The 16,749-nt window shown below is 67.3% G+C and carries 21 protein-coding genes and 2 pseudogenes; 9 read left to right on the plus strand and 14 right to left on the minus strand.

Annotated features, from left to right (window positions below; genetic code table 11):
* Positions 1-56: 56 nt before the first annotated feature.
* Positions 57-1,103 (plus strand): annotated as a pseudogene (locus tag ACEXOX_RS28375) (M4 family metallopeptidase); the annotation flags it as partial.
* 2,067 nt (positions 1,104-3,170) lie between these two features.
* Here the strand turns inward: ACEXOX_RS28375 and ACEXOX_RS28380 are convergent.
* From ACEXOX_RS28380 to ACEXOX_RS28395, 4 genes are all read right to left on the minus strand, one after another.
* Positions 3,171-4,613 (minus strand): ParB N-terminal domain-containing protein, encoded by a 1,443-nt coding sequence (locus ACEXOX_RS28380; protein ID WP_406523994.1) that lies wholly within the window; start codon positions 4,611-4,613, stop codon positions 3,171-3,173.
* Positions 4,610-5,272 carry a ParB/RepB/Spo0J family partition protein gene (locus tag ACEXOX_RS28385; protein WP_406523995.1) on the minus strand — a complete coding sequence of 221 codons (663 nt, stop codon included), beginning with the start codon at positions 5,270-5,272 and terminating at the stop codon, positions 4,610-4,612. Before ACEXOX_RS28385 ends, ACEXOX_RS28380 begins: the two co-directional genes overlap by 4 nt.
* 92 nt (positions 5,273-5,364) lie before the next feature.
* A complete protein-coding gene (locus tag ACEXOX_RS28390) occupies positions 5,365-6,309 on the minus strand; it encodes an XRE family transcriptional regulator (RefSeq protein ID WP_406523996.1) in 945 nt (314 codons plus the stop codon).
* Positions 6,201-6,755, minus strand: a complete 555-nt coding sequence (locus tag ACEXOX_RS28395; protein WP_406523997.1) for a helix-turn-helix domain-containing protein — start codon at positions 6,753-6,755, stop codon at positions 6,201-6,203. The genes ACEXOX_RS28390 and ACEXOX_RS28395 overlap by 109 nt, the downstream gene beginning before the upstream one ends.
* A gap of 146 nt (positions 6,756-6,901) precedes the next feature.
* On the opposite strand from ACEXOX_RS28395, the gene ACEXOX_RS28400 reads away from it, so the two are divergent.
* The 8 genes and pseudogenes from ACEXOX_RS28400 (at position 6,902) to ACEXOX_RS28435 (ending at position 11,318) form a co-directional block, all read left to right on the plus strand.
* Positions 6,902-7,687, plus strand: coding sequence for a hypothetical protein (locus tag ACEXOX_RS28400; protein ID WP_406523998.1), 786 nt, complete (start codon positions 6,902-6,904; stop codon positions 7,685-7,687).
* A gap of 5 nt (positions 7,688-7,692) precedes the next feature.
* A complete protein-coding gene (locus ACEXOX_RS28405; RefSeq protein ID WP_406523999.1) occupies positions 7,693-9,000 on the plus strand; it encodes a UDP-N-acetylglucosamine 1-carboxyvinyltransferase in 1,308 nt (435 codons plus the stop codon).
* Positions 9,000-9,203, plus strand: coding sequence for a hypothetical protein (locus ACEXOX_RS28410; RefSeq protein ID WP_406524000.1), 204 nt, complete (start codon positions 9,000-9,002; stop codon positions 9,201-9,203). The genes ACEXOX_RS28405 and ACEXOX_RS28410 overlap by 1 nt, the downstream gene beginning before the upstream one ends.
* A pseudogene (locus ACEXOX_RS28415) lies at positions 9,152-9,463 on the plus strand (serine hydrolase); the annotation flags it as partial. The gene ACEXOX_RS28410 and the pseudogene ACEXOX_RS28415, both read left to right, overlap by 52 nt.
* Before the next feature lie 62 nt (positions 9,464-9,525).
* The gene (locus ACEXOX_RS28420; RefSeq protein ID WP_406526699.1) at positions 9,526-9,675 is read left to right on the plus strand and encodes a hypothetical protein; all 150 of its coding nucleotides are present in this window, start codon (positions 9,526-9,528) and stop codon (positions 9,673-9,675) included.
* Positions 9,639-10,028, plus strand: coding sequence for a serine hydrolase (locus tag ACEXOX_RS28425; RefSeq protein ID WP_406526495.1), 390 nt, complete (start codon positions 9,639-9,641; stop codon positions 10,026-10,028). Before ACEXOX_RS28420 ends, ACEXOX_RS28425 begins: the two co-directional genes overlap by 37 nt.
* Positions 10,029-10,045: 17 nt before the next feature.
* A complete protein-coding gene (locus ACEXOX_RS28430) occupies positions 10,046-11,089 on the plus strand; it encodes a UDP-N-acetylmuramate dehydrogenase (RefSeq protein WP_406526496.1) in 1,044 nt (347 codons plus the stop codon).
* Positions 11,090-11,093: 4 nt separating this feature from the next.
* Complete coding sequence (locus ACEXOX_RS28435; RefSeq protein WP_406524001.1) at positions 11,094-11,318, plus strand: hypothetical protein; 225 nt, start codon at positions 11,094-11,096, stop codon at positions 11,316-11,318.
* Positions 11,319-11,446: 128 nt separating this feature from the next.
* Here the strand turns inward: ACEXOX_RS28435 and ACEXOX_RS28440 are convergent, their stop codons facing one another.
* The 10 genes from ACEXOX_RS28440 to ACEXOX_RS28485 form a co-directional block, all read right to left on the minus strand.
* Positions 11,447-11,746, minus strand: a complete 300-nt coding sequence (locus ACEXOX_RS28440) for a hypothetical protein (protein ID WP_125045498.1) — start codon at positions 11,744-11,746, stop codon at positions 11,447-11,449.
* Positions 11,746-11,943 (minus strand): hypothetical protein, encoded by a 198-nt coding sequence (locus tag ACEXOX_RS28445; RefSeq protein ID WP_406524002.1) that lies wholly within the window; start codon positions 11,941-11,943, stop codon positions 11,746-11,748. Before ACEXOX_RS28445 ends, ACEXOX_RS28440 begins: the two co-directional genes overlap by 1 nt.
* 128 nt (positions 11,944-12,071) lie before the next feature.
* On the minus strand, positions 12,072-12,413 hold the full coding sequence (locus tag ACEXOX_RS28450; RefSeq protein ID WP_150249825.1) for a VRR-NUC domain-containing protein: 342 nt from the start codon (positions 12,411-12,413) through the stop codon (positions 12,072-12,074).
* Positions 12,410-12,667 (minus strand): hypothetical protein, encoded by a 258-nt coding sequence (locus ACEXOX_RS28455; RefSeq protein ID WP_406524003.1) that lies wholly within the window; start codon positions 12,665-12,667, stop codon positions 12,410-12,412. Before ACEXOX_RS28455 ends, ACEXOX_RS28450 begins: the two co-directional genes overlap by 4 nt.
* A 211-nt stretch (positions 12,668-12,878) precedes the next feature.
* Complete coding sequence (locus ACEXOX_RS28460; protein WP_406524004.1) at positions 12,879-13,079, minus strand: hypothetical protein; 201 nt, start codon at positions 13,077-13,079, stop codon at positions 12,879-12,881.
* Entirely contained in the window at positions 13,076-13,351 is a 276-nt protein-coding gene (locus tag ACEXOX_RS28465; RefSeq protein ID WP_406524005.1) for a hypothetical protein, read from the minus strand. Before ACEXOX_RS28465 ends, ACEXOX_RS28460 begins: the two co-directional genes overlap by 4 nt.
* A 36-nt stretch (positions 13,352-13,387) precedes the next feature.
* Positions 13,388-13,630, minus strand: coding sequence for a hypothetical protein (locus ACEXOX_RS28470; RefSeq protein ID WP_125045492.1), 243 nt, complete (start codon positions 13,628-13,630; stop codon positions 13,388-13,390).
* A 145-nt stretch (positions 13,631-13,775) separates the two neighbouring features.
* The gene (locus ACEXOX_RS28475; protein ID WP_406524006.1) at positions 13,776-14,009 is read right to left on the minus strand and encodes a hypothetical protein; all 234 of its coding nucleotides are present in this window, start codon (positions 14,007-14,009) and stop codon (positions 13,776-13,778) included.
* A 70-nt stretch (positions 14,010-14,079) separates the two neighbouring features.
* On the minus strand, positions 14,080-15,057 hold the full coding sequence (locus ACEXOX_RS28480; RefSeq protein WP_406524007.1) for a ParB/RepB/Spo0J family partition protein: 978 nt from the start codon (positions 15,055-15,057) through the stop codon (positions 14,080-14,082).
* A gap of 644 nt (positions 15,058-15,701) precedes the next feature.
* Positions 15,702-16,406, minus strand: a complete 705-nt coding sequence (locus ACEXOX_RS28485) for a beta-ketoacyl-ACP reductase (protein WP_398173144.1) — start codon at positions 16,404-16,406, stop codon at positions 15,702-15,704.
* Positions 16,407-16,749 lie beyond the last annotated feature (343 nt).

Consider the following 16,749-nt stretch of genomic DNA (forward strand, 5'->3'; position numbering starts at 1 on the left):
GACGTGCGCAGGGTAGAGCAGTACCTTTGCGAGCAGAAGATTTGGGAGGAGGGGCCATGGGAGGATCTTCGTACTTTTGCACCATCGTGCCCCCACATCTACTGGATAGGCTGACCCACGCTAAAGATCCCACCCTCGCCGCAGCCGCGCGCCGCACCCTGGAACTTGACGCCTTCGAGCGCACTCGCCGCCGGATGGCCACGGCCTTCGGTGCACCCACCACCGCCCCGCCGTGGGACGCGGAGGCTCACAGACCGCACCGCACCATATACGACGCACGCCATCACCCAGACCTGCCCGGAAAGAAAGTACGCAACGAGGGCGATAAGCCGGGCCGCGACGACGCGGTAAACCGCGCGTACGCCGGCCTTGGAGCGACGTACGACCTATTTCTCAAGGTGTACGGCCATGACTCAATCAACGGTAAGGGCCTGCCTCTGAAAGCGACTGTCCACTATAACGAGAGCCACAACAACGCTTTCTGGAACGGCGAACAGATGGTCTTTGGTGACGGTGACGGCGAGATCTTCCTCGACTTCACCATCCCGATCGATGTCATCGGCCACGAACTGACCCACGGCGTCACCCAGTGCACGGCGAACCTCGCCTACTACGGTCAGCCAGGTGCCCTCAACGAGTCGATGTCCGATGTCTTCGGCTCGCTCATCAAGCAGTACACGTTCGGACAGACCGCTTCCCAGGCTGACTGGCTGATCGGCGCCGGCTTATTCACCCCGCGCGTTGATGGCAGTGCGCTGTGCTCCTTGAAGGCCCCGGGCACTGCATATGACGACGACATCCTTGGTAAGGATCCGCAACCGGCGACGATGGAAGACTACGTCCAAACCGACCGCGGTAATGGCGGAATTCACATTAACTCTGGTATCCCCAACCATGCTTTCTACCTGGTCGCCTCCGCCCTCGGCGGCCTTGCCTGGGAGAAGGCGGGACAGATCTGGTACGACGTCCTGACAGGCGGCGAGCTCCGACCTCAGGCATACTTCACCGACTTTGCCATGCTCACTGTCTCTGCTGCGCGCACCCGCTACGGCGAGGGTGAGGAAGTGCATGCAGTGCTAAATGCATGGGAGCAGGTCGGGGTTCCGGTGAAGAAAACAGTGAGCCCTGTCGAGCGTCCGGGACGAGCCTGGCGGCGGTGCATAGGACCGGTCTATCTAGCCGAACACGTATGCATACTGCTTGGCGCTTCCCAAAAGGACTTGCAGGTGAAAGTTGCTCATCGCGAAATCCTGGTGTTGAGAACCAAAGACGGCGTTGCTGTCTATCCAGCGTTCCAGTTCCAGGAACGTCACGTGTTACCGGGACTGTCCGAGGTTCTCAAGGCGTTCGATGTGCACAGTGAGGTCTGGTGGACTATCGCATCCTGGCTCCGTGCACCGCTGGTGCCATTGGGAGGGCGCAGCGTGATCGACGTTCTATCTGATGGTCGTGACGGTATGGAGCATGTTGTGTCGAAGGCGGCAGAGGAAGCCGCAGGACGGTGGACATGATGGGACGTCGCGACGTATCCGTACAGCAGCCGCCGAACCCGACGTACGCATGGAATCGCTTTCCCTGTTTCTCTCTTCTGGATTCAGTGACACTGTATCGGGTCACCCACCGGAATATGGAACCTTGGTGGTTCTCCTCGAGCGGCACGGGGAGATTCGACTTAAAGTCCCCGCGTGGCACCTGTTATGCAGGCACTTTTCCTGCGGTCGGCGTAATGGAGGCGCTAGGGCCAGACATTGCGGCCGGAGGGGATCCTTTAATACTGGTCGACCGTCTAATCAAAGAACGAGTTATGCATTCCTGTGCGTTTCCTGAGAGTCTGAACCTGGCGGATCTAGCAAGCCCGGGAGCCATCGCGTTCGGCGTGACAAACGAGATATCTTCCATGGCTTCCTATGGCATCCCCCAGAGTTACGCCCGTACTTTTGGCGGAACACTAGACGAAGTTGGCGAGTATCGTTTTAGCGGAATTCGGTATCGCCCGCGATTCGATACCAGTGAAGGAATAAGAGGCGTCGCGCTGTTCAACGAGGAGGGCGTCCAAAAAATGGAGTCGTCGGAAGCACGCGAGATTGACCCAACCTCGTTGGCTCCTTACCTTCCTTCTGTAAGCGCCGTATACGAGGAGGGGCCGCCGGAAAGGAGTTGGCTAGATATTGCGCGACTCCCCTCGCAGGGTCTGGGGGGCCAGGGAAATGCCATGTAGTCAAGTTCCCCCGATCTTACCCTCGGCCGTATCCTGCATCGTCAGATTGAGGGGGCGCTTGAAGTAGTAGAGCGTGGCGGCGAGTTCAAGAGACACAGGACAGTTGCTTGGTTTCCGTTCGGTAGATTGAGACAGCGGTAGTCGATCAGCCAGGACAGGTCCGCTCGGCGACTTAGCGGCGGCGGCCGAGTCGTGCACCGGTGCGGATGCTGATGAGTTAACGCAAATTTCGTGCCGGGAACCCCCGCGTGCCCAGCAGAGTGTTAGCCGTCGGCATGGCCGCAGGCGAGGCAGATGCTCTCGAAATCGCCGTCGTACTGTTCCGTGTTGACACAAAAACGGCATCGGCGAACAAGGTTCATCACTTGAGTTATCGGTTGGTGGCGCCGTCTCCGGAGGTACATCTCGGAGACGGCGCTGCGCGCTATTCCAGTGTCAACTGCTGCGGCCCATTACCCGCTTTCGTATACGGAGGAGGTGGCGCGGCAGGCACATTACGGTGAGTGCGTAGCCACCAGGCGAACTGCCAGTTTCGGCAGGTGCGGTACCGGTACGACGACCGGCGGGGCGCGTCCAGCGGAATGCTGTGCTCTCCCCATCCGGTGACCGGCACCGCATTGGTGAGCCGTACGCGCAGGCCGCCCACGAGGGCGTCACCCTCCCACGTTGCGCCCGGTGCATGCTCAAAAGCCAAATGAGCGTTGCGGGCCCAGTCCCACGGGATGGGCAGCGCACACAAATACCAGGCGGCAGGGGATTTTCTGCCGACAGGTGCAAGACCTGGGTGCGCCGATTCGGGTTGACGTTGTGCCGGTCGCACTCCGCGAACACCTTCAAACAATGTTGGGACAGGTCGAGTTGGCGCACGCCGGCCAGCCACATGATGCGGTAGCTGGCGCGGCTCTCAATCTCTATGCGAACCCTCCCCGGGCTCGCCCATGATTTCATTCCTCTACCCCTCCAAAATGGCATTCCTATTCTTGATCAATTCTATCAGAATTCCCACAATCCCCTCATGTTTATTGTGTCGGAATTCATTGGGGTAAGGCATGTTAAATTCGTTATCGAGGGCTTCCTCGTAGTCCTCGATCGGGAAGGGGCGCGGCTTGCGGCACACCGCCTTGAGCGTGGCCCGTGTCGTATCGCTCAGCTTTACCTCCTCGAAGTAGCGCGACAGCAGCCCCCGCAGCGACTCGGGCGTGTGATACCGGATGCGCTGCCACTTCCCCCGTGTAAAGCGCATGTCCACGTTGTGCGCATCAAGGAAGCTCAGCCGGGTCGAGTCGCGGCTGATGGAGTGCTCGGAATGCTCGTAGGCCAGCTCCCTGTCCAGATTGCGCGTGCCGATGCACACCTGCCCGTCCGCCGCGCACAGCGCGTTGACCGCCAGCAGCACCCAGTGCTGGTACTCCAGGGACGTCGTCGCGTTGATCACCGAGTCCAGCACCACGACTTCGAAGAGGCCGTTCGCGCGCAGGTCGCGTTCCAGGCCGCGGATCTGCCCGACGATGCTGCGAATATCCAGCGCGTACTTGCCCTTCAGGGTGCGGTACGGCTCGTAGTCCTGCACCCGGTAACCACTCGTACGCAGGTGTCGGGCGTAGTCGCCATGGCCGGCACCGAAGTCCACCACCCGGTGCGAGGTCGTCAGCCACGGCAGCACCAGCCGCTCCCACACCTCCGACTTGTAGCGCACCTGGTCCTTCTTCGCCTTCGAGGAGTGCTCGCGAAGCCGGTTGGGCTGAACGATGTGCTGGTTCCACACCGGCGCCTGCTCCTCCAGGCCGGACCAGTCGTACACGCCGTACTCACCAGTGAGGTCTTCGACGAGCTGCCCAGCGTCGAACGAGGCGACCGTCCACGCCAGCACGTCGAAGCGTTGCGTCTTGGCGACCGCCGCGTACTCCGCGTTCAACACGACGCGGCCCTGGTCATCAATGACGACCGACCCCCACGGTCCGTGCGCCGCCGTCATGAACGCGATGGCCTGCTGGAACGGCAGGTTCTTCGACTCCTCCACCTCGATGGTCTGCCACGGAATCCAGCACCACTCGCCAATCGGCCCCGGCTCCGCGTAGACCACCGACGACTCGGTCTCGACGCGGTTGTGAAGGAGGTTGAACTTGATCTCATCCTGCAACCTGACCTTCTGCGGCAAGATCATCGCCGGTGTCGTCGTCTGCCCGATCGCCTTGAGGCCCTTGGTCCTCTGGTGGCCGGCGACCAACGTCCCGTCCGCATTCAAGATCACCGGCTTCACCACGCCGTGGCGACGCAGCGAACCCTGCAGACGCACGAACGACTCCTCGGACAAGTGCCGCGGGTTGTAGTCGGCCGGGCGCAGCTTCTCCAGCGGATACGCCGGGTCGAAGCACACGTCGAGACGGTTGCTCACGCCACGTCCCCCTCGCGGGCCTGGTGCTCCTCGTTGAGAACGTGCCACCCGAAGCCCATGTCCGAGTCGTGCGCGTCGACGAACTGCCGGTACAGCGCGTCCAGCAGCTCGACCTCGGCCTGCGTGATCCTCACCCGCGTCGACGACCACTGAAGGTAGCCCCACTGCAAGTAGTCCACCGTGGCCGCAGCGCCCGTCCCGGCCCCGTCGGTCGGCAGCTCGATCGGCGCCGGCAGGGCCGTGTCATCAAGGAGCTGGTCCAACTGCGCTTGGTCGTACCCGGTGCCCTGGAGGTCGGGCAGATCGGTGAGGATGTCGGCGAGCAGCGCCGTGTCGTACCCAGCCAGATCATTGGTGCGGTTGTCGACGATGACGATCTTCGCTGCCGCGTCGTCGTCCACGTCGAGCCAGGTGACCGCGATCTCGTCCCAGCCGAGCCGCTTGGCCGCCTTCAGCGTGTGATTGCCCGCCAGAACCTCGTTTGGCCGCCCGGTCAGCGAGCCCTTGTTGACGACGATCGGCCGGTACTGGCCGTTCGCCGACAGCGACTCGGCAATCGCATCAAGATCACCGGTGCGCGGATTGCGGTGGTAGGCGGCGAGCTGATCGACAGGTACGGCCAGGTCCGCGAGCGAGGCCGGGATACGAGAGGTGGACACGGAACTCCAGCCCCACGCCCGTATTCGAGCCTAAACGACCAAAGACAGGGGCCAAGAACCGAGTGCTGGACGGTGTCCGAACTCTTGTCCGGTCAGGCGAGAATGCCGGCTCGTGCGGCGAGACCACGTAGTTCCGGCGTGGTGCGCCCGGAGACCAGCAGTCCGGAGATGAGCGACTTCACCGCGGGGCGCGCGTGCGTCTCTTCTGGGGCCTGCTGTTCGGCGGCCAGCAGCGCGCGTACGCATTCGTCGCGGCGGCCGCGGTGAGCCAGGGCGGTGGCAACGTCTGTGTGGTAGCGCGAGCGCCGCTCGTCGCTGGGGAGGGCCCTGGGCGGCAGGGCGCGGGCCGCGGCGAGCGCCGCTGCAGGGTCGCCTGCGGAATTTTCTGCGGAGATCAGGTGAAGCTGGACGGTGACGGGGCTGAAGCCGCCGCCGTGGTCGCGGAGCAAAGTGGTTCCTCCGAGCCCGTCGGCGATCGATGCGGCCTCGGCGGTCAGGTCGCGCATGCCGTCGCGGTCGCCGTTGCGGGCGGCGGTGTAGGCCGCGGACTGGATGAGCAGGCCGCGCTGAGCAGCGCCCCGCCGTCCGGCGGCGCGGAGGGCGGGGTCGTCGGCGGCGGCCAGGGCGAGGGAGAGCGCCTGGTCGTGCCAGTGGGCTTTGCGTGCCAGGACAGCAAGGTTTCGGGCGGCCTCTGCTACCGCGAGTGGGTCATTGGCTGTGGTGGCGAGCTGGCGGGCGCGGTCGGCGGCCATCCAGCCGAGCTGCTGTTCGTCGAGTTTGATGAGCATGCGGGTGGCCAGGGTGTAGCTGTGGGCGAGCAGCAGGTGATGCTGAGGGCTGTCGCTGCTGATGGTCAGCGCATGCCCGGCTTGGATGAGCCGGGGCAGCCGGATGGCGAGGCTGGCGTACTGGCAGGTGTGGAAGTCGGTCAGGGCGCGGGACAGGTCCCGGCCCAGGGTCTCGGGCCGCACGCCGGGGGGCCGCTGGCCCAGGCCGAGCATCGCATCCCGTAGTCGGCTGACGAGGATGTCCCCCAAGGCCGCCTCGTTGGTGGGGGCCGTATCGCCGCCCAGGAGGGGGCGCCTGCGGCTGCGGCGGCCGTGACCGCCAGGTTCGCCAGCAACTGCCGTCGCCGCACTGCTGCTTCACCATCCTCCTGCCGTGGGCTGCCCACTGTATGGGCGGGAAGGCGGGGGTACGCCGAGATCGGTCCGACTACCTGGCCGTGTCGTACCTCGGCCACAGGCGCGGGAGCGGCGAGACCGAAGGACTTCAAAGGGATGCCCAGGGTGTGGGCGAAGCACCGCAGCACGGCCACATCAGTCATGGGGGAGATGCCGCGCTCATAACGGGAGACCTGGGCCGTGGAGTATCCGGTGAGCTGCCCGAGGTACGCGAGGGTCCATCCCTTCTCCTTGCGCGTTCGCCGCACCAACTCCCCGGGGGAGCAGGCTGTAGAGGCAGGATCTGAGGTACTGGCCATCACACACCCCGTCCGCTTCGAGAGCCGAAGCCGCGCTGTCGCCGTAGAGATACCCAGCCGATGCGGCCAGACCCTTTTGCATCGGATGCAAAAGCGTTTGCATCTCCCGGCAGCACCCCTGCCGGCACCTTCCCCTGTGCGGTGACGTGGACGTGCGGCGGCCGGCACTCGGCGCCGCCCCTCGAACCCTGGAGGAATTGGTGCAGCCCCTCTCCGCCGCAGCGCCCGCGAGGCCGGCCGCCGACGCCCGCCTCGCCCCCTCGTACTTCACTGACACCGACGCTCTGCCCCCGGGCCTTGCTGGTCTGCTGGCCCAGTGCCGCACCGTCTTCGACATCAAGGCCGCCCTGGCCACTCTCCTCGACACCCCCGACCCCGCGCACCCCTTGGCTCAGGAAGGCGGGTACATCGAAGACGGCGCCTTGGTCCACGGGCCGGTCACCGTGCAGCCGGGTGCGCGCATCGAGGCAGGCGCCCAGGTCATCGGCCCCGTGGTGGTAGGGGCCGGCGCCATCGTCGCCGCCGGAGCTCTCGTCCGCGACCACAGCATCATCGGCCCCGGCTGCCGGATCGGGTTCGGCGCGGAGATCACCCGCAGCCTGCTGATCGGGCACGTCTTCATGAAGCACCCCAGCTTCATCGGCGACTCGGTGATCGGGCGGCGCGTCAACATCGGATCGTTCTGCTCCACCACCGCCCTGCGGTGCGACCGCGGACCGGTCGCCGAACCGGCCCTGGACGAGATCACGGTCACCCTCGACGGGCAGCGGATCGGCACCGGCCAGACGAAGTTCGGCGCCGTCATCGGCGATGAGGTGGCACTGCCCGCCGGAACCGTGCTGGCTCCGGGCACGCTCATCGGCCCCGGTACGGTCCTTTACCCGCGCGATCACATCGGCGGCTTCCTGCCCGCCGGATCCCGGATCCGGTGAGCGCGATGACCCTGACCCCTGTCTGCGCCGCCCACGACACCGCCGTCCTGCGCGTGACCGGCGGCCACCGGCTGAACGGCCGAATCCCCGTCCAGGGCAGCAAGAACATCGCCCTGCACCTGTACGCCGCGGCGCTGCTGGCCGACACCCCCGTTCGCCTGACCGCCGCACCGGACATCATCGACACCCAGGTATGCGCCCAGATCCTTTCCCGCACCGGAGCCGCCACCACCGCCGACAACGGCCGGTTCACCGTGACCCCGGCCACGACGGTTCGCCCGGTCATCGACGCCGACCTGGGCCACCGTGTGCGCACCACCGCCGTCCTGGCCGCCGCCGTCCTGGCCCGCGCCGGGCAGGTCGTCTTCCCCTACCCGGGCGGCGACGCCTTCTGCCCACGCCTGATCGACCGGCACCTGGCCGCCATGCAGGCCGCCGGCGCCCGCGTCACCGCCGACACCACCGGCATCCACGCCCGCGCCCCGCACGGACTGCGCCCGTTCACCGTGGATGTGGCCACACCGTACGGACCCAGTCTGGGCGCCACGGTGACCGCCCTGCTGCTCGCCGCCCGCACACCGGGCACCAGCCGCATCACCCACCCGTCCGTTGAACCCGAAGTCACCGAGACCGCCCGCTTCCTCGCCGAGCGCGGCGCCACCGTCCACGCCGAACAGGACGGCCTGCACGTCACCGGCAGCGACCGGATCGCCGGAGGGACGTTCGCGGTAGCCGGTGACCGCATCGAGGCCGCCACCATGATCATGATGGCCGCCGCCACCAGCGGCAGCATCACCCTCGACGGCATCAGCACCGCAGACCTCCCCCGCGGGCTCACCGACGTCTTCGCCGCCGCCGGCCTTAAGGTCGCCGACGGCGCGGACGGCGCCCTGCGCGCGCACCACCACGGCCTGCGCGCCGTGCAGGCCGCCACCGGACCGCACCCCGGCGTGCCGACCGACACCGCACCCCAACTCGCCGCCCTGCTCACCCAGGCACGGGGCACCTCGCTGATCACCGAGCGGGTGTACCCCCGCCGCGACACGCACTGTGCGGGTCTGCGCGCCCTCGGCGCCGACCTCACCTCCCGCGGCCCGGCCATTCGCGTCCGCGGGCCCGTGCGCCTGCGAGCGGCGCAGGTCGCTGCCGGGGACATCCGTGCGGTGACCGCGCTGCTGATCGCCGCCCTCGCCGCCGACGGCACCTCTACGATCCGGGGAACTTTCCATCTCCGGCGCGGCTACGGCCACCTGCTGACCAACCTCGCCACGCTGGGAGCCGACATCACCCCCACCCCGGAAGAGGCGCCCTGATGCCCGTACCGTTCCCCGCCGCCGACACCGCCCGCCTGCACGAGGCCCTGACCGCCGTCGTCGACGACGGCGCCAGCCCCGGCGGCGTCGTCATCTGCGGCACCACCGACGGCCAGCAGCGCATCCTGACGGCCGGCACCGTCGCCCCCGAATGCGGCGACGCACCCCCACCGCCGAGACGGTCTACGACATCGCCTCCCTGACCAAGGTCGTCGCCACCTGGCCCCTGACCGGCCGCGCCCTCGATGCCGGGCTCCTGAACCTGGACGAACCAGTGTGCACCGCCCTGCCGCCGACGACCGGCGAAGCCCCCAGCGGCAACCCGACCATCCGGCAGCTGCTCACCCACACCTCAGGCCTGCGCGCCTCCACCCGCCTGGACCACTACCGCAACACCAACACCCCGCTGCACGAACTGCTGATGCGCGAACCACTGGAGACCGACCCCGGACCGCACCGCTACATCAACCGCGGCTACATCCTGCTCGGCCTGGCCCTGACCCACCTCCACCAGACCCCCTGGACATGCTCGGCCACGAACTGTGGACCGGCCTGGGCATGCACCGCACCTGCTATGGCCCCGTCACCCGGTCCCAGCACGTCGCCCCGACCGAACGGCGCCTGCCCGGCGCCCCCGGATCTGGGGCGCCGCCCACGACGACAACGCCGCCCTGATGGGCGGCATCGCCGGCCACGCAGGCGTCTTCTCCACCCCCGGCGACCTCGCCACCTACGCCCACGCCCTGATCACCGCCTACCAGGACGGCGGCGCACTGGGCGGCTGGCTGCGGGCCAGCCTGGTCTCGCACGCCCCGATCGAGCCGGGCCTCGACCGCGGCCTGTCCTGGGTGCTGGCCGACGGCGGCCGCACCGCCTACCACCACGGCTTCACCGGAACCAGCCTCTACCTGGCCCCCAACACCGGCCGCTACCTGGTCATCTGCACCAACGCCGTCTACCACGGCGCCGCCCGAACCCGGATCGCACCCTTGCGATCCCTCGCCCTCAAAGCCATCTCCGCCATCTGACCTCCGGGAGGGCCCCGATGAGTGAGCTGCTGGCCGACCACACCACCTTGCGCCTGGGCGGCCCCGCCGACCGGCTGTTCACCCACACCGATCCCGCCCACTGGGCCGACCTTGCACGCGGCCTTCCCACCCCGCCGTTCATTCTCGGGGGCGGCAGCAACACCCTCGCCGACGACGCCGGACACCCCGGCACCGCGGTGCGCATGGCGACCCGCGGCATCACCTTCCGCCGGCACGGGAACAACATCGTGGAAGTCACCGTGCAGGCAGGAGAACCGCTGGCCGATCTCGTCGCGCACTGCGTCCACGAGGGCCTGTCCGGCGTCGAGTACCTTGGCGGCATCCCCGGCACCGCCGGCGCCGCCCCGGTGCAGAACACCGGCGCCTACGGCCAGCAGATATCCGACACCCTTGCCCACCTCACTGTCTACGACTGGCAGCAGCGCACGATCACCGAACTCCAGCCCGGTCAGTGCGCATTCGGCTACCGCACCAGCACCTTCAAAACCCGGCCCGGCCGCTGGACCATCCTCCAGCTCACGCTGCACCTGACCCGCGCCCACCGGGCAGCACCAGTCACCAACCCCCACCTCGCTGACGCCCTCGGTACCCGCCCTGGCGCGCGCCCGCCCCTGGGGGAAGCCGCCGCAGGCGTTCTCGCCGACCGCTGCCGACGCGGCCTGAGCCTGCCCGACACAGGACCGGACGCACGACAGGCGGGCTCGGTCTTCCTCAACCCGCCCCTCACCCACGCCCAGGCCCACCTCGTCCGGACGGCCGGCGGACCGGTCTACCGCGACGACTTCGGCGCCCTTCGCACCAGCGCCGGTTGGCTGCTCCAGCTGACCGGCCACCACCCCGGCAAACAGATCACCCCCGGCATACGCTGCTCAACCCGCCGTACCTTGACCCTGACCGTCCAAGGGGCGACCTCAGCCGCGTTCACCGCAGCGTTGCAAACGCTGGCTCGCCAGGTTCGGGAAACCACCACCATCCACCTGCACCCTGAACCCGTCCGGCCCCCTGCTACGTGCACCGTGAACGGCGCGCCCACACGATGAGGTTATGTCCGTACCACCTGTCATCGTGCATCCGCCGTCGCCGACTGGCGGCCGACGCGTCACCGTACGCGGAGAGATCGCTGGACTGGCGCACGACAGGCGGGACGTGCGGGAGTTCTTGCGGCGTGCAGGAGTAGCGGAGGACGCCGACGCGATCCCGCTGGACGACCCGCGGCTGGTGGAGTGGAGGGGCGGCGGGCCGGAACAGTGGGGCGGTGCCGAGGGCTGAGTTCGTCGTCCGCTACCGCCTCCGGCCGGTCGCTGCCGCCTGCGCACCTGACGAAGCGAACAGCGCCCGGACGCAGCGAGACCCCGCGGACGGGGGATACCGCGGGGTCTCACCAACGAGCGTACATCTCATACAGGTGCATGGGGCAACTGTCGTGAATGGCCGCTGGTGCGCGGGCCGACGTAGCGGGCCCAGACCTCGGCCCCTCCGTCTTCGGTGCCGTGCGCCTTGGCCTCGAAGGCGCCTGCGGGCCGGAAGGCGGCGAGCTTGCCCGTACGCACCCGGTGCGCCTGGTTGGAGGCCCGGTTCATGGTGTCGTGGGTGTCGATGTGGGCCCAGTCGCCGGGGCGGCCTCGCAGGGCTTGCGCGGTCTCGTGGGTCTCCTGGCTGCGGTGGGGGATGGGCGGGGTGTCGAACCGTACGTGCATCAGGATTTGCGTTCCCCTGGGTGGTCGTTAGGTGTGGTGACGGTCTCGGCGAGGTGCCGGATGCGGTCGGCTACGCGCCATTGGCCGTCCGCTAGGTGCTCGCACAGGTCGTTGGCGAGCTTGGCGATCTCAGCCAGAGCTGCGTCGAGGTCGGGCGGAACCTGCTGGTCGGGGGTGGTGCAGGTGGTGTCAGCCATGGAGCGTGCCTTGGTGGGTCAGCGGTTGTTGCAGCGGCAGGTGTTGGTGATCAGGTTGAAGTAGCTGTCACAACTGTTGCACCAGGGGCCGGGTGCCGCAGTGGTGTCCGTGGTGGGGTCGGTGGCTGTCACTGTGTGTTCCTTGTCCATGATTCGGGTAGTTGGGCTCGGGGCCCGGAGGGGGCGAGGGTGGCGACGATGAGACTGAGGTCCCTGGGGCGCCACAGCGCGGTTTCAAGACCGCTGGCTGCGAGGTGGGTGAGCCACTCGCGCTGGGCTGGCCGGATGCGGCCGGTGTCCGTCTTGAGTTCGACGAACAATGTCCGTCGTGTCTGGGGATGTCCGTAGACCTCGTCGGGCCATCCCGCGTCGGAGCGGCGGCTGTTGTGGGTGTGGTACGCCAGCGTCCAGCCGCGTGCGGCGGCGAGCTGGCGGACGTGCCGGCGGAACTGTTCTTCGGTGACGCTCACGCCGCTTTCGTCCCTCGCTGGGCGATGGCCGCTTCGAGGTCGGCTCGGTGCCGGGCTGCGTCCGGGTCCGGCGTCGGGCTGTGCAGTGGACGGTTCGCTGCTGGCGGCGCGGGGCGGCGGTGGCGTTCCTTGAGGAGTTCGGGCAGGGGCGCCCGGTGGTGTTCTTGAAGGATCTCGCTCATGGGGCGGCCGTATCGCTCGGCGATCAGTGCCTCATACAGGTCTGAATCGTAGGTGGTGGTCTCGGCAGGCATCTGGTTCTCCGTGGATGGGCCGGGGCCCGCTGTCGGAGGAGCGGGCCCCGGCCGGAGGGGTGGCCCGTATCGGACGGGCCATCCGGGCGGGCTGGGCGCGGGGGTCGCTGCCCGTCCGGAGGTCGGGTTGTTGTGCGGGCCGTGCCTCGGGCCTGCCAACGATCACGAATCTAACATGACCAAAGGCAGCGGCCTATTTTAGTGGCTGCGGTCAGTCGATAATGGCGAGATCGTCCGGGTGATGGGGGATGTCCGTCGATGCGCCGGGCCAGCGCACCAAGACCAGCGTCTCCCCGGTGATGGGGTCCTCGGCGTGCCCGTTCACGTACCCGAAGGGTCGCGGGGTGCCCGACTGCCAGCGGACCGGGGTTACGCCGGTCCGTATGCGGAAGTCCGCGCGGACGTCGTTCACTTCGTGCCCCCTGTGTGGCGCGAGGCGATCAGGTCCAAGCCGCGCCCCCATGTGGCGGAGACGGGTTCGTTGAACGCGCAGGCGCCGTGCTGGCCCTCCTGGAGGCCGGCCCGCCAGTCTTCCGGGCCGCCTGGTGGGTTGCGAGTGAAGTGCTGGATCGCGCCATCGGCCAGTGTGACGCTCAGGTGCAGAATCCCGCCGGGGCTGGCGGTGACGTTGGTGCGCTGTCCGGTGGTGAGGGAGTGATGGGCGAGTGCGTCGCCAGTTCGCATGGTTACATCCTACGTAAAGTAGCGGCCTATTTTAGGTTAATGAAGCGAGCCGTAGCCGTTGCAGGTCTCGCACGTGTCCTCGGTGACGGGGTCGGTGCCGTCGGAGCAGTGGGGGCATGGGTGCCGCACTCCGGTGCCTCGGCACTGCTCGCACTCGCGGATTTCCTCGTGGGGCCCGCGGTGGAAGGTGACGACGGCGCGCCCCTCGCACTCGTCGCATTCGCCGGGTGTGAACCCGAGGGTGCTGTAGCAGTCGACGGTCGCGAATGTGGCGAGCATGAGGTTCCTTCGGGTGTCTGACGTCTCTTCGGTAAGTAAGTTCTACTATGCTTGGTGGGAGTGTCCAGTACGCTCTCCCGCCGGCCGCAACCCCACTGGAACGGGCGGGGCGGTCGCGGCAGGCGGCACGGAAGGTGGCACCCACTCAGAAAAGAGGCTCCTGCCCCTGAGTGTCCTTCGGTTCGCAGGAGTGTGTGCGTCCGGCCCGCGAGGGAGGCGCGGCCTCTCCGAAAAGAGCGGGGGTGCCGGACGCGTCGGGGACCGCCGCGATACGCGCCGGTCCGGTAGGTATGTCGAGTGTCCACGTGCTGGGGAGGCGGGCATCGAAGTCGTACTTGGTCATCATCTGCCACTGCGGGCGCTCGGCGTGAGCGGACATGGAGGGGGCACCTTGCGGTCGGGAATGGTTTCTGAGGCGAGGCGGGGCTCGCGGCCCCGCCTTCTGCGCGTCAGGCTGCTGCCGGCTCCGACTCCGATTCCGCGACGGCTTCCGGGTTGACCTGGACCAACTCCTTGGCGTCGGAGTGCGCCTTGGCCTGCTTGAGCTGGAAGCGCGCCTTCGTCAGGGACTCCGCTACGCGGTCCAACTGCTCCAGGCGTGCCCCGACGCCGCCCTCCAGGGCCTGCGCGAGCTTCAGCGGGTCGCTGGCGCCGATCTCGTCCAGCATCGCGCGGACCTGTTCGATCTTGTCGAGTGTCGTACGGGTCTTCTTCTGCACTGCCGCGCGCTCGGTACGCTGCTCCTCCGTCAGCTCCTCGGTGATCATCAGTACGGCCTGCTCCTGCTGCTGGCGCATGGCGTAGGCAAAGTGGACGATCTCATTGTCCGAGGCCAGTTCGCCGCGGCTGAACTTGGCGAGTACGGCGGCCTGGTTGGCGTGGCTCAGGGCTGCGATCTGCACTGCTGCTTGGGTGCCGATGGTCTTGGACTCCACGAGTTTGGCGACATCTTCGCGCAGATCCAGCAGGGCCAGGCGGAGCTTGACGTACGCCGTGGTCTTGCTGAAGTCGGCGGCGACGGACTCCGGGGTGGCGCCTTCTTCCTCGTCCAGGATGCGCTGGAAGGCTCGCGCCTCCTCCAGGGGAGTCATGTCCTCGCGGTTCACGTTCTCGCTGACCGACCGCTTGAAGCGACGGAGTTCACTCTTCTCGCTGGTGATGGTGGCGCGGATCTTGGTGCGCTTGAGCAGCTGGTGGGCGCGCCACCGGCGCTCGCCGGCGACGATCTCGTATCCGCCGCGCTCGTTGTCGGGGCGGACCTCGATGGCCTGCATGAGGCCGTATTCGTCGATGGAGGAGGCGAGTTCCTGAAGGGCCGCCTCGTCGAAGTGCTCGCGGGGCTGGCGGGGATTGCGGTGGACCTGGCTCATCTTCAGGACGCGCTGCACGGGTTTCTCCAAGAGGTAGGTGGTGAGTTCTTCCCTCAACCAATAGCTAAATTCTACTACGTTCAAGAGGGGTGTCTACTCGCGGAGCCGCAGTCAGGTGTTCTCTGACCTGTGCCAACACCGCACCAGCCCAGCCACTTTGAGGAAAGCAAAGCGCCCGTGAGGCGCCGGTTTCTTCCGGCGCCCCACGGGCTCCCCTTCTACCGCGCCACGGGACGCGAGCGCCTAACCCCCGTCTACGCGCTCACGCCACCGCCGCACCTCAACGGGCGCACCCGCTGCCAGGGCGGTAGAACACTCGCGGGCGATCGGGCACTGGCCGCACACCTCGGCCGGATCGCCTTCTCTCACCTGCATAGACGAATCAACCTGGCTAGCTGTGACACACAGGGCCGCGCTCCAGCGGATCGGCATCGCCAATCTGTCCGTCTCGCCGTGCAGGTAACTCAGGACACGAGCAGTCGCTGCAAGGCCCCGCTCTTCACTGCCCGGTCGACCGCTCCGAGGCTGCTTCGACAGCGCCAAGATGCGCTGTTCATCGATCACTTCACTCCTCGCCAAGTCAGGCCGCTTGTCGCCTGCCCCTCCGTTTGACGCGCCCAACCCCCGTCCGCGATCACCAAGCCCGAGCGCGGCGCCGGGTGACTGTAGGTGCTGCTCTGCTGATGTGGCCGAGCTGCCGCTCAGTGGCCCATGCCGGCGCCGCCGTCGACCGGGATGACGGCCCCGGTGATGTACGACGCCTCATCGCTGGCAAGGAAGCGCACCGCCGCGGCGATCTCCTCCGGCTGGGCGGCCCTGCCCGCGGGGATCTGCTTGATCATGCTGTCCTTGATCTCTTGCGGCAGTACCGCGGTCATGTCCGTCTCGGTCAGTCCCGGGGTGACCACGTTGGCCGTGATTCCCCGCGAGCCCAGCTCACGTGCGATGGAGCGAGAAAATCCGACCAGTCCGGCCTTGGCTGCCGCGTAGTTCGCCTGGCCCGCTTCGCCGCGCAGGCCGACGGTCGAGCCGATGAAGATCATGCGGCCCTTGCGGGCGCGCAACATGCCGCGGGTGGCGCGCTTGGCCAGGCGGTAGGCGGCGGTGAGGTTGGTGCCGATGACGTCGCTGAAGTCGTCCTCGGACATGCGCATCAGCAGGGTGTCGCGGGTGATGCCCGCGTTGGCCACCAGCACCTCGACCGGGCCGTGCGCCTCTTCGATTTGCCGGAACGCCGCCTCGACCTGTTCCGGGTCGGTGATGTCGCACTTGACGCCCAGGACGCCAGCGGGCGGTTCGCCCGACCGGTAGGTGACGGCGACCCTGTCACCGTTGGCGGCCATGGCCTCTGCGATCGCCAGTCCGATGCCTCGGTTACCACCGGTGATGAAGACGCTGCGGCTCATGGGTACCTCTCAGTTGGTGCTCTGGTGCTCAGCTCTGCCGTTTGCCGTGACAGAGCGCCCGCGGGGCCGGTGCCCGGCGACCGGACGACCTCCTGCGGTGCAGCAACCCTCGCACAAACGGAACGCTCGCTTTTGAACGTTCCCGGCTACTCAGGGTGACCGGTACGAAATGTAGCGGTAGTTGACAAACTGTTGAAGCGAGGGAAAGGCGATTAATGTCCCATTTTGGGCGGGTCGCGGGTGAAAAGATGATCATGGAGGCACTTGCGAAGGAGCGTCAAGGGGGCGTTAAGGTCATCGGCGTCTTTCCGATACTTTTACCGTCAAGGAGGGGTAACGCCCC

Source organism: Streptomyces sp. Ac-502 (assembly GCF_045222935.1).
In the GTDB taxonomy this organism is placed as follows: Bacteria; Actinomycetota; Actinomycetes; order Streptomycetales; family Streptomycetaceae; genus Streptomyces; species Streptomyces monomycini.

Excerpts from the sequence above, each read along its gene's own strand:
- ACEXOX_RS28485 (WP_398173144.1), bottom strand. The coding sequence starts at position 16,406 with ATGAGCCGCAGCGTCTTCATCACCGGTGGTAACCGAGGCATCGGACTG.
- ACEXOX_RS28435 (WP_406524001.1), top strand. The coding sequence starts at position 11,094 with ATGTCCGTACCACCTGTCATCGTGCATCCGCCGTCGCCGACTGGCGGC.
- ACEXOX_RS28420 (WP_406526699.1), top strand. The coding sequence starts at position 9,526 with ATGCTCGGCCACGAACTGTGGACCGGCCTGGGCATGCACCGCACCTGC.
- ACEXOX_RS28475 (WP_406524006.1), bottom strand. The coding sequence starts at position 14,009 with ATGTCCGCTCACGCCGAGCGCCCGCAGTGGCAGATGATGACCAAGTAC.
- ACEXOX_RS28405 (WP_406523999.1), top strand. The coding sequence starts at position 7,693 with ATGACCCTGACCCCTGTCTGCGCCGCCCACGACACCGCCGTCCTGCGC.
- ACEXOX_RS28455 (WP_406524003.1), bottom strand. The coding sequence starts at position 12,667 with ATGCCTGCCGAGACCACCACCTACGATTCAGACCTGTATGAGGCACTG.
- ACEXOX_RS28430 (WP_406526496.1), top strand. The coding sequence starts at position 10,046 with ATGAGTGAGCTGCTGGCCGACCACACCACCTTGCGCCTGGGCGGCCCC.
- ACEXOX_RS28440 (WP_125045498.1), bottom strand. The coding sequence starts at position 11,746 with ATGCACGTACGGTTCGACACCCCGCCCATCCCCCACCGCAGCCAGGAG.
- ACEXOX_RS28465 (WP_406524005.1), bottom strand. The coding sequence starts at position 13,351 with ATGCGAACTGGCGACGCACTCGCCCATCACTCCCTCACCACCGGACAG.
- ACEXOX_RS28410 (WP_406524000.1), top strand. The coding sequence starts at position 9,000 with ATGCCCGTACCGTTCCCCGCCGCCGACACCGCCCGCCTGCACGAGGCC.
- ACEXOX_RS28470 (WP_125045492.1), bottom strand. The coding sequence starts at position 13,630 with ATGCTCGCCACATTCGCGACCGTCGACTGCTACAGCACCCTCGGGTTC.
- ACEXOX_RS28395 (WP_406523997.1), bottom strand. The coding sequence starts at position 6,755 with ATGGCCAGTACCTCAGATCCTGCCTCTACAGCCTGCTCCCCCGGGGAG.
- ACEXOX_RS28445 (WP_406524002.1), bottom strand. The coding sequence starts at position 11,943 with ATGGCTGACACCACCTGCACCACCCCCGACCAGCAGGTTCCGCCCGAC.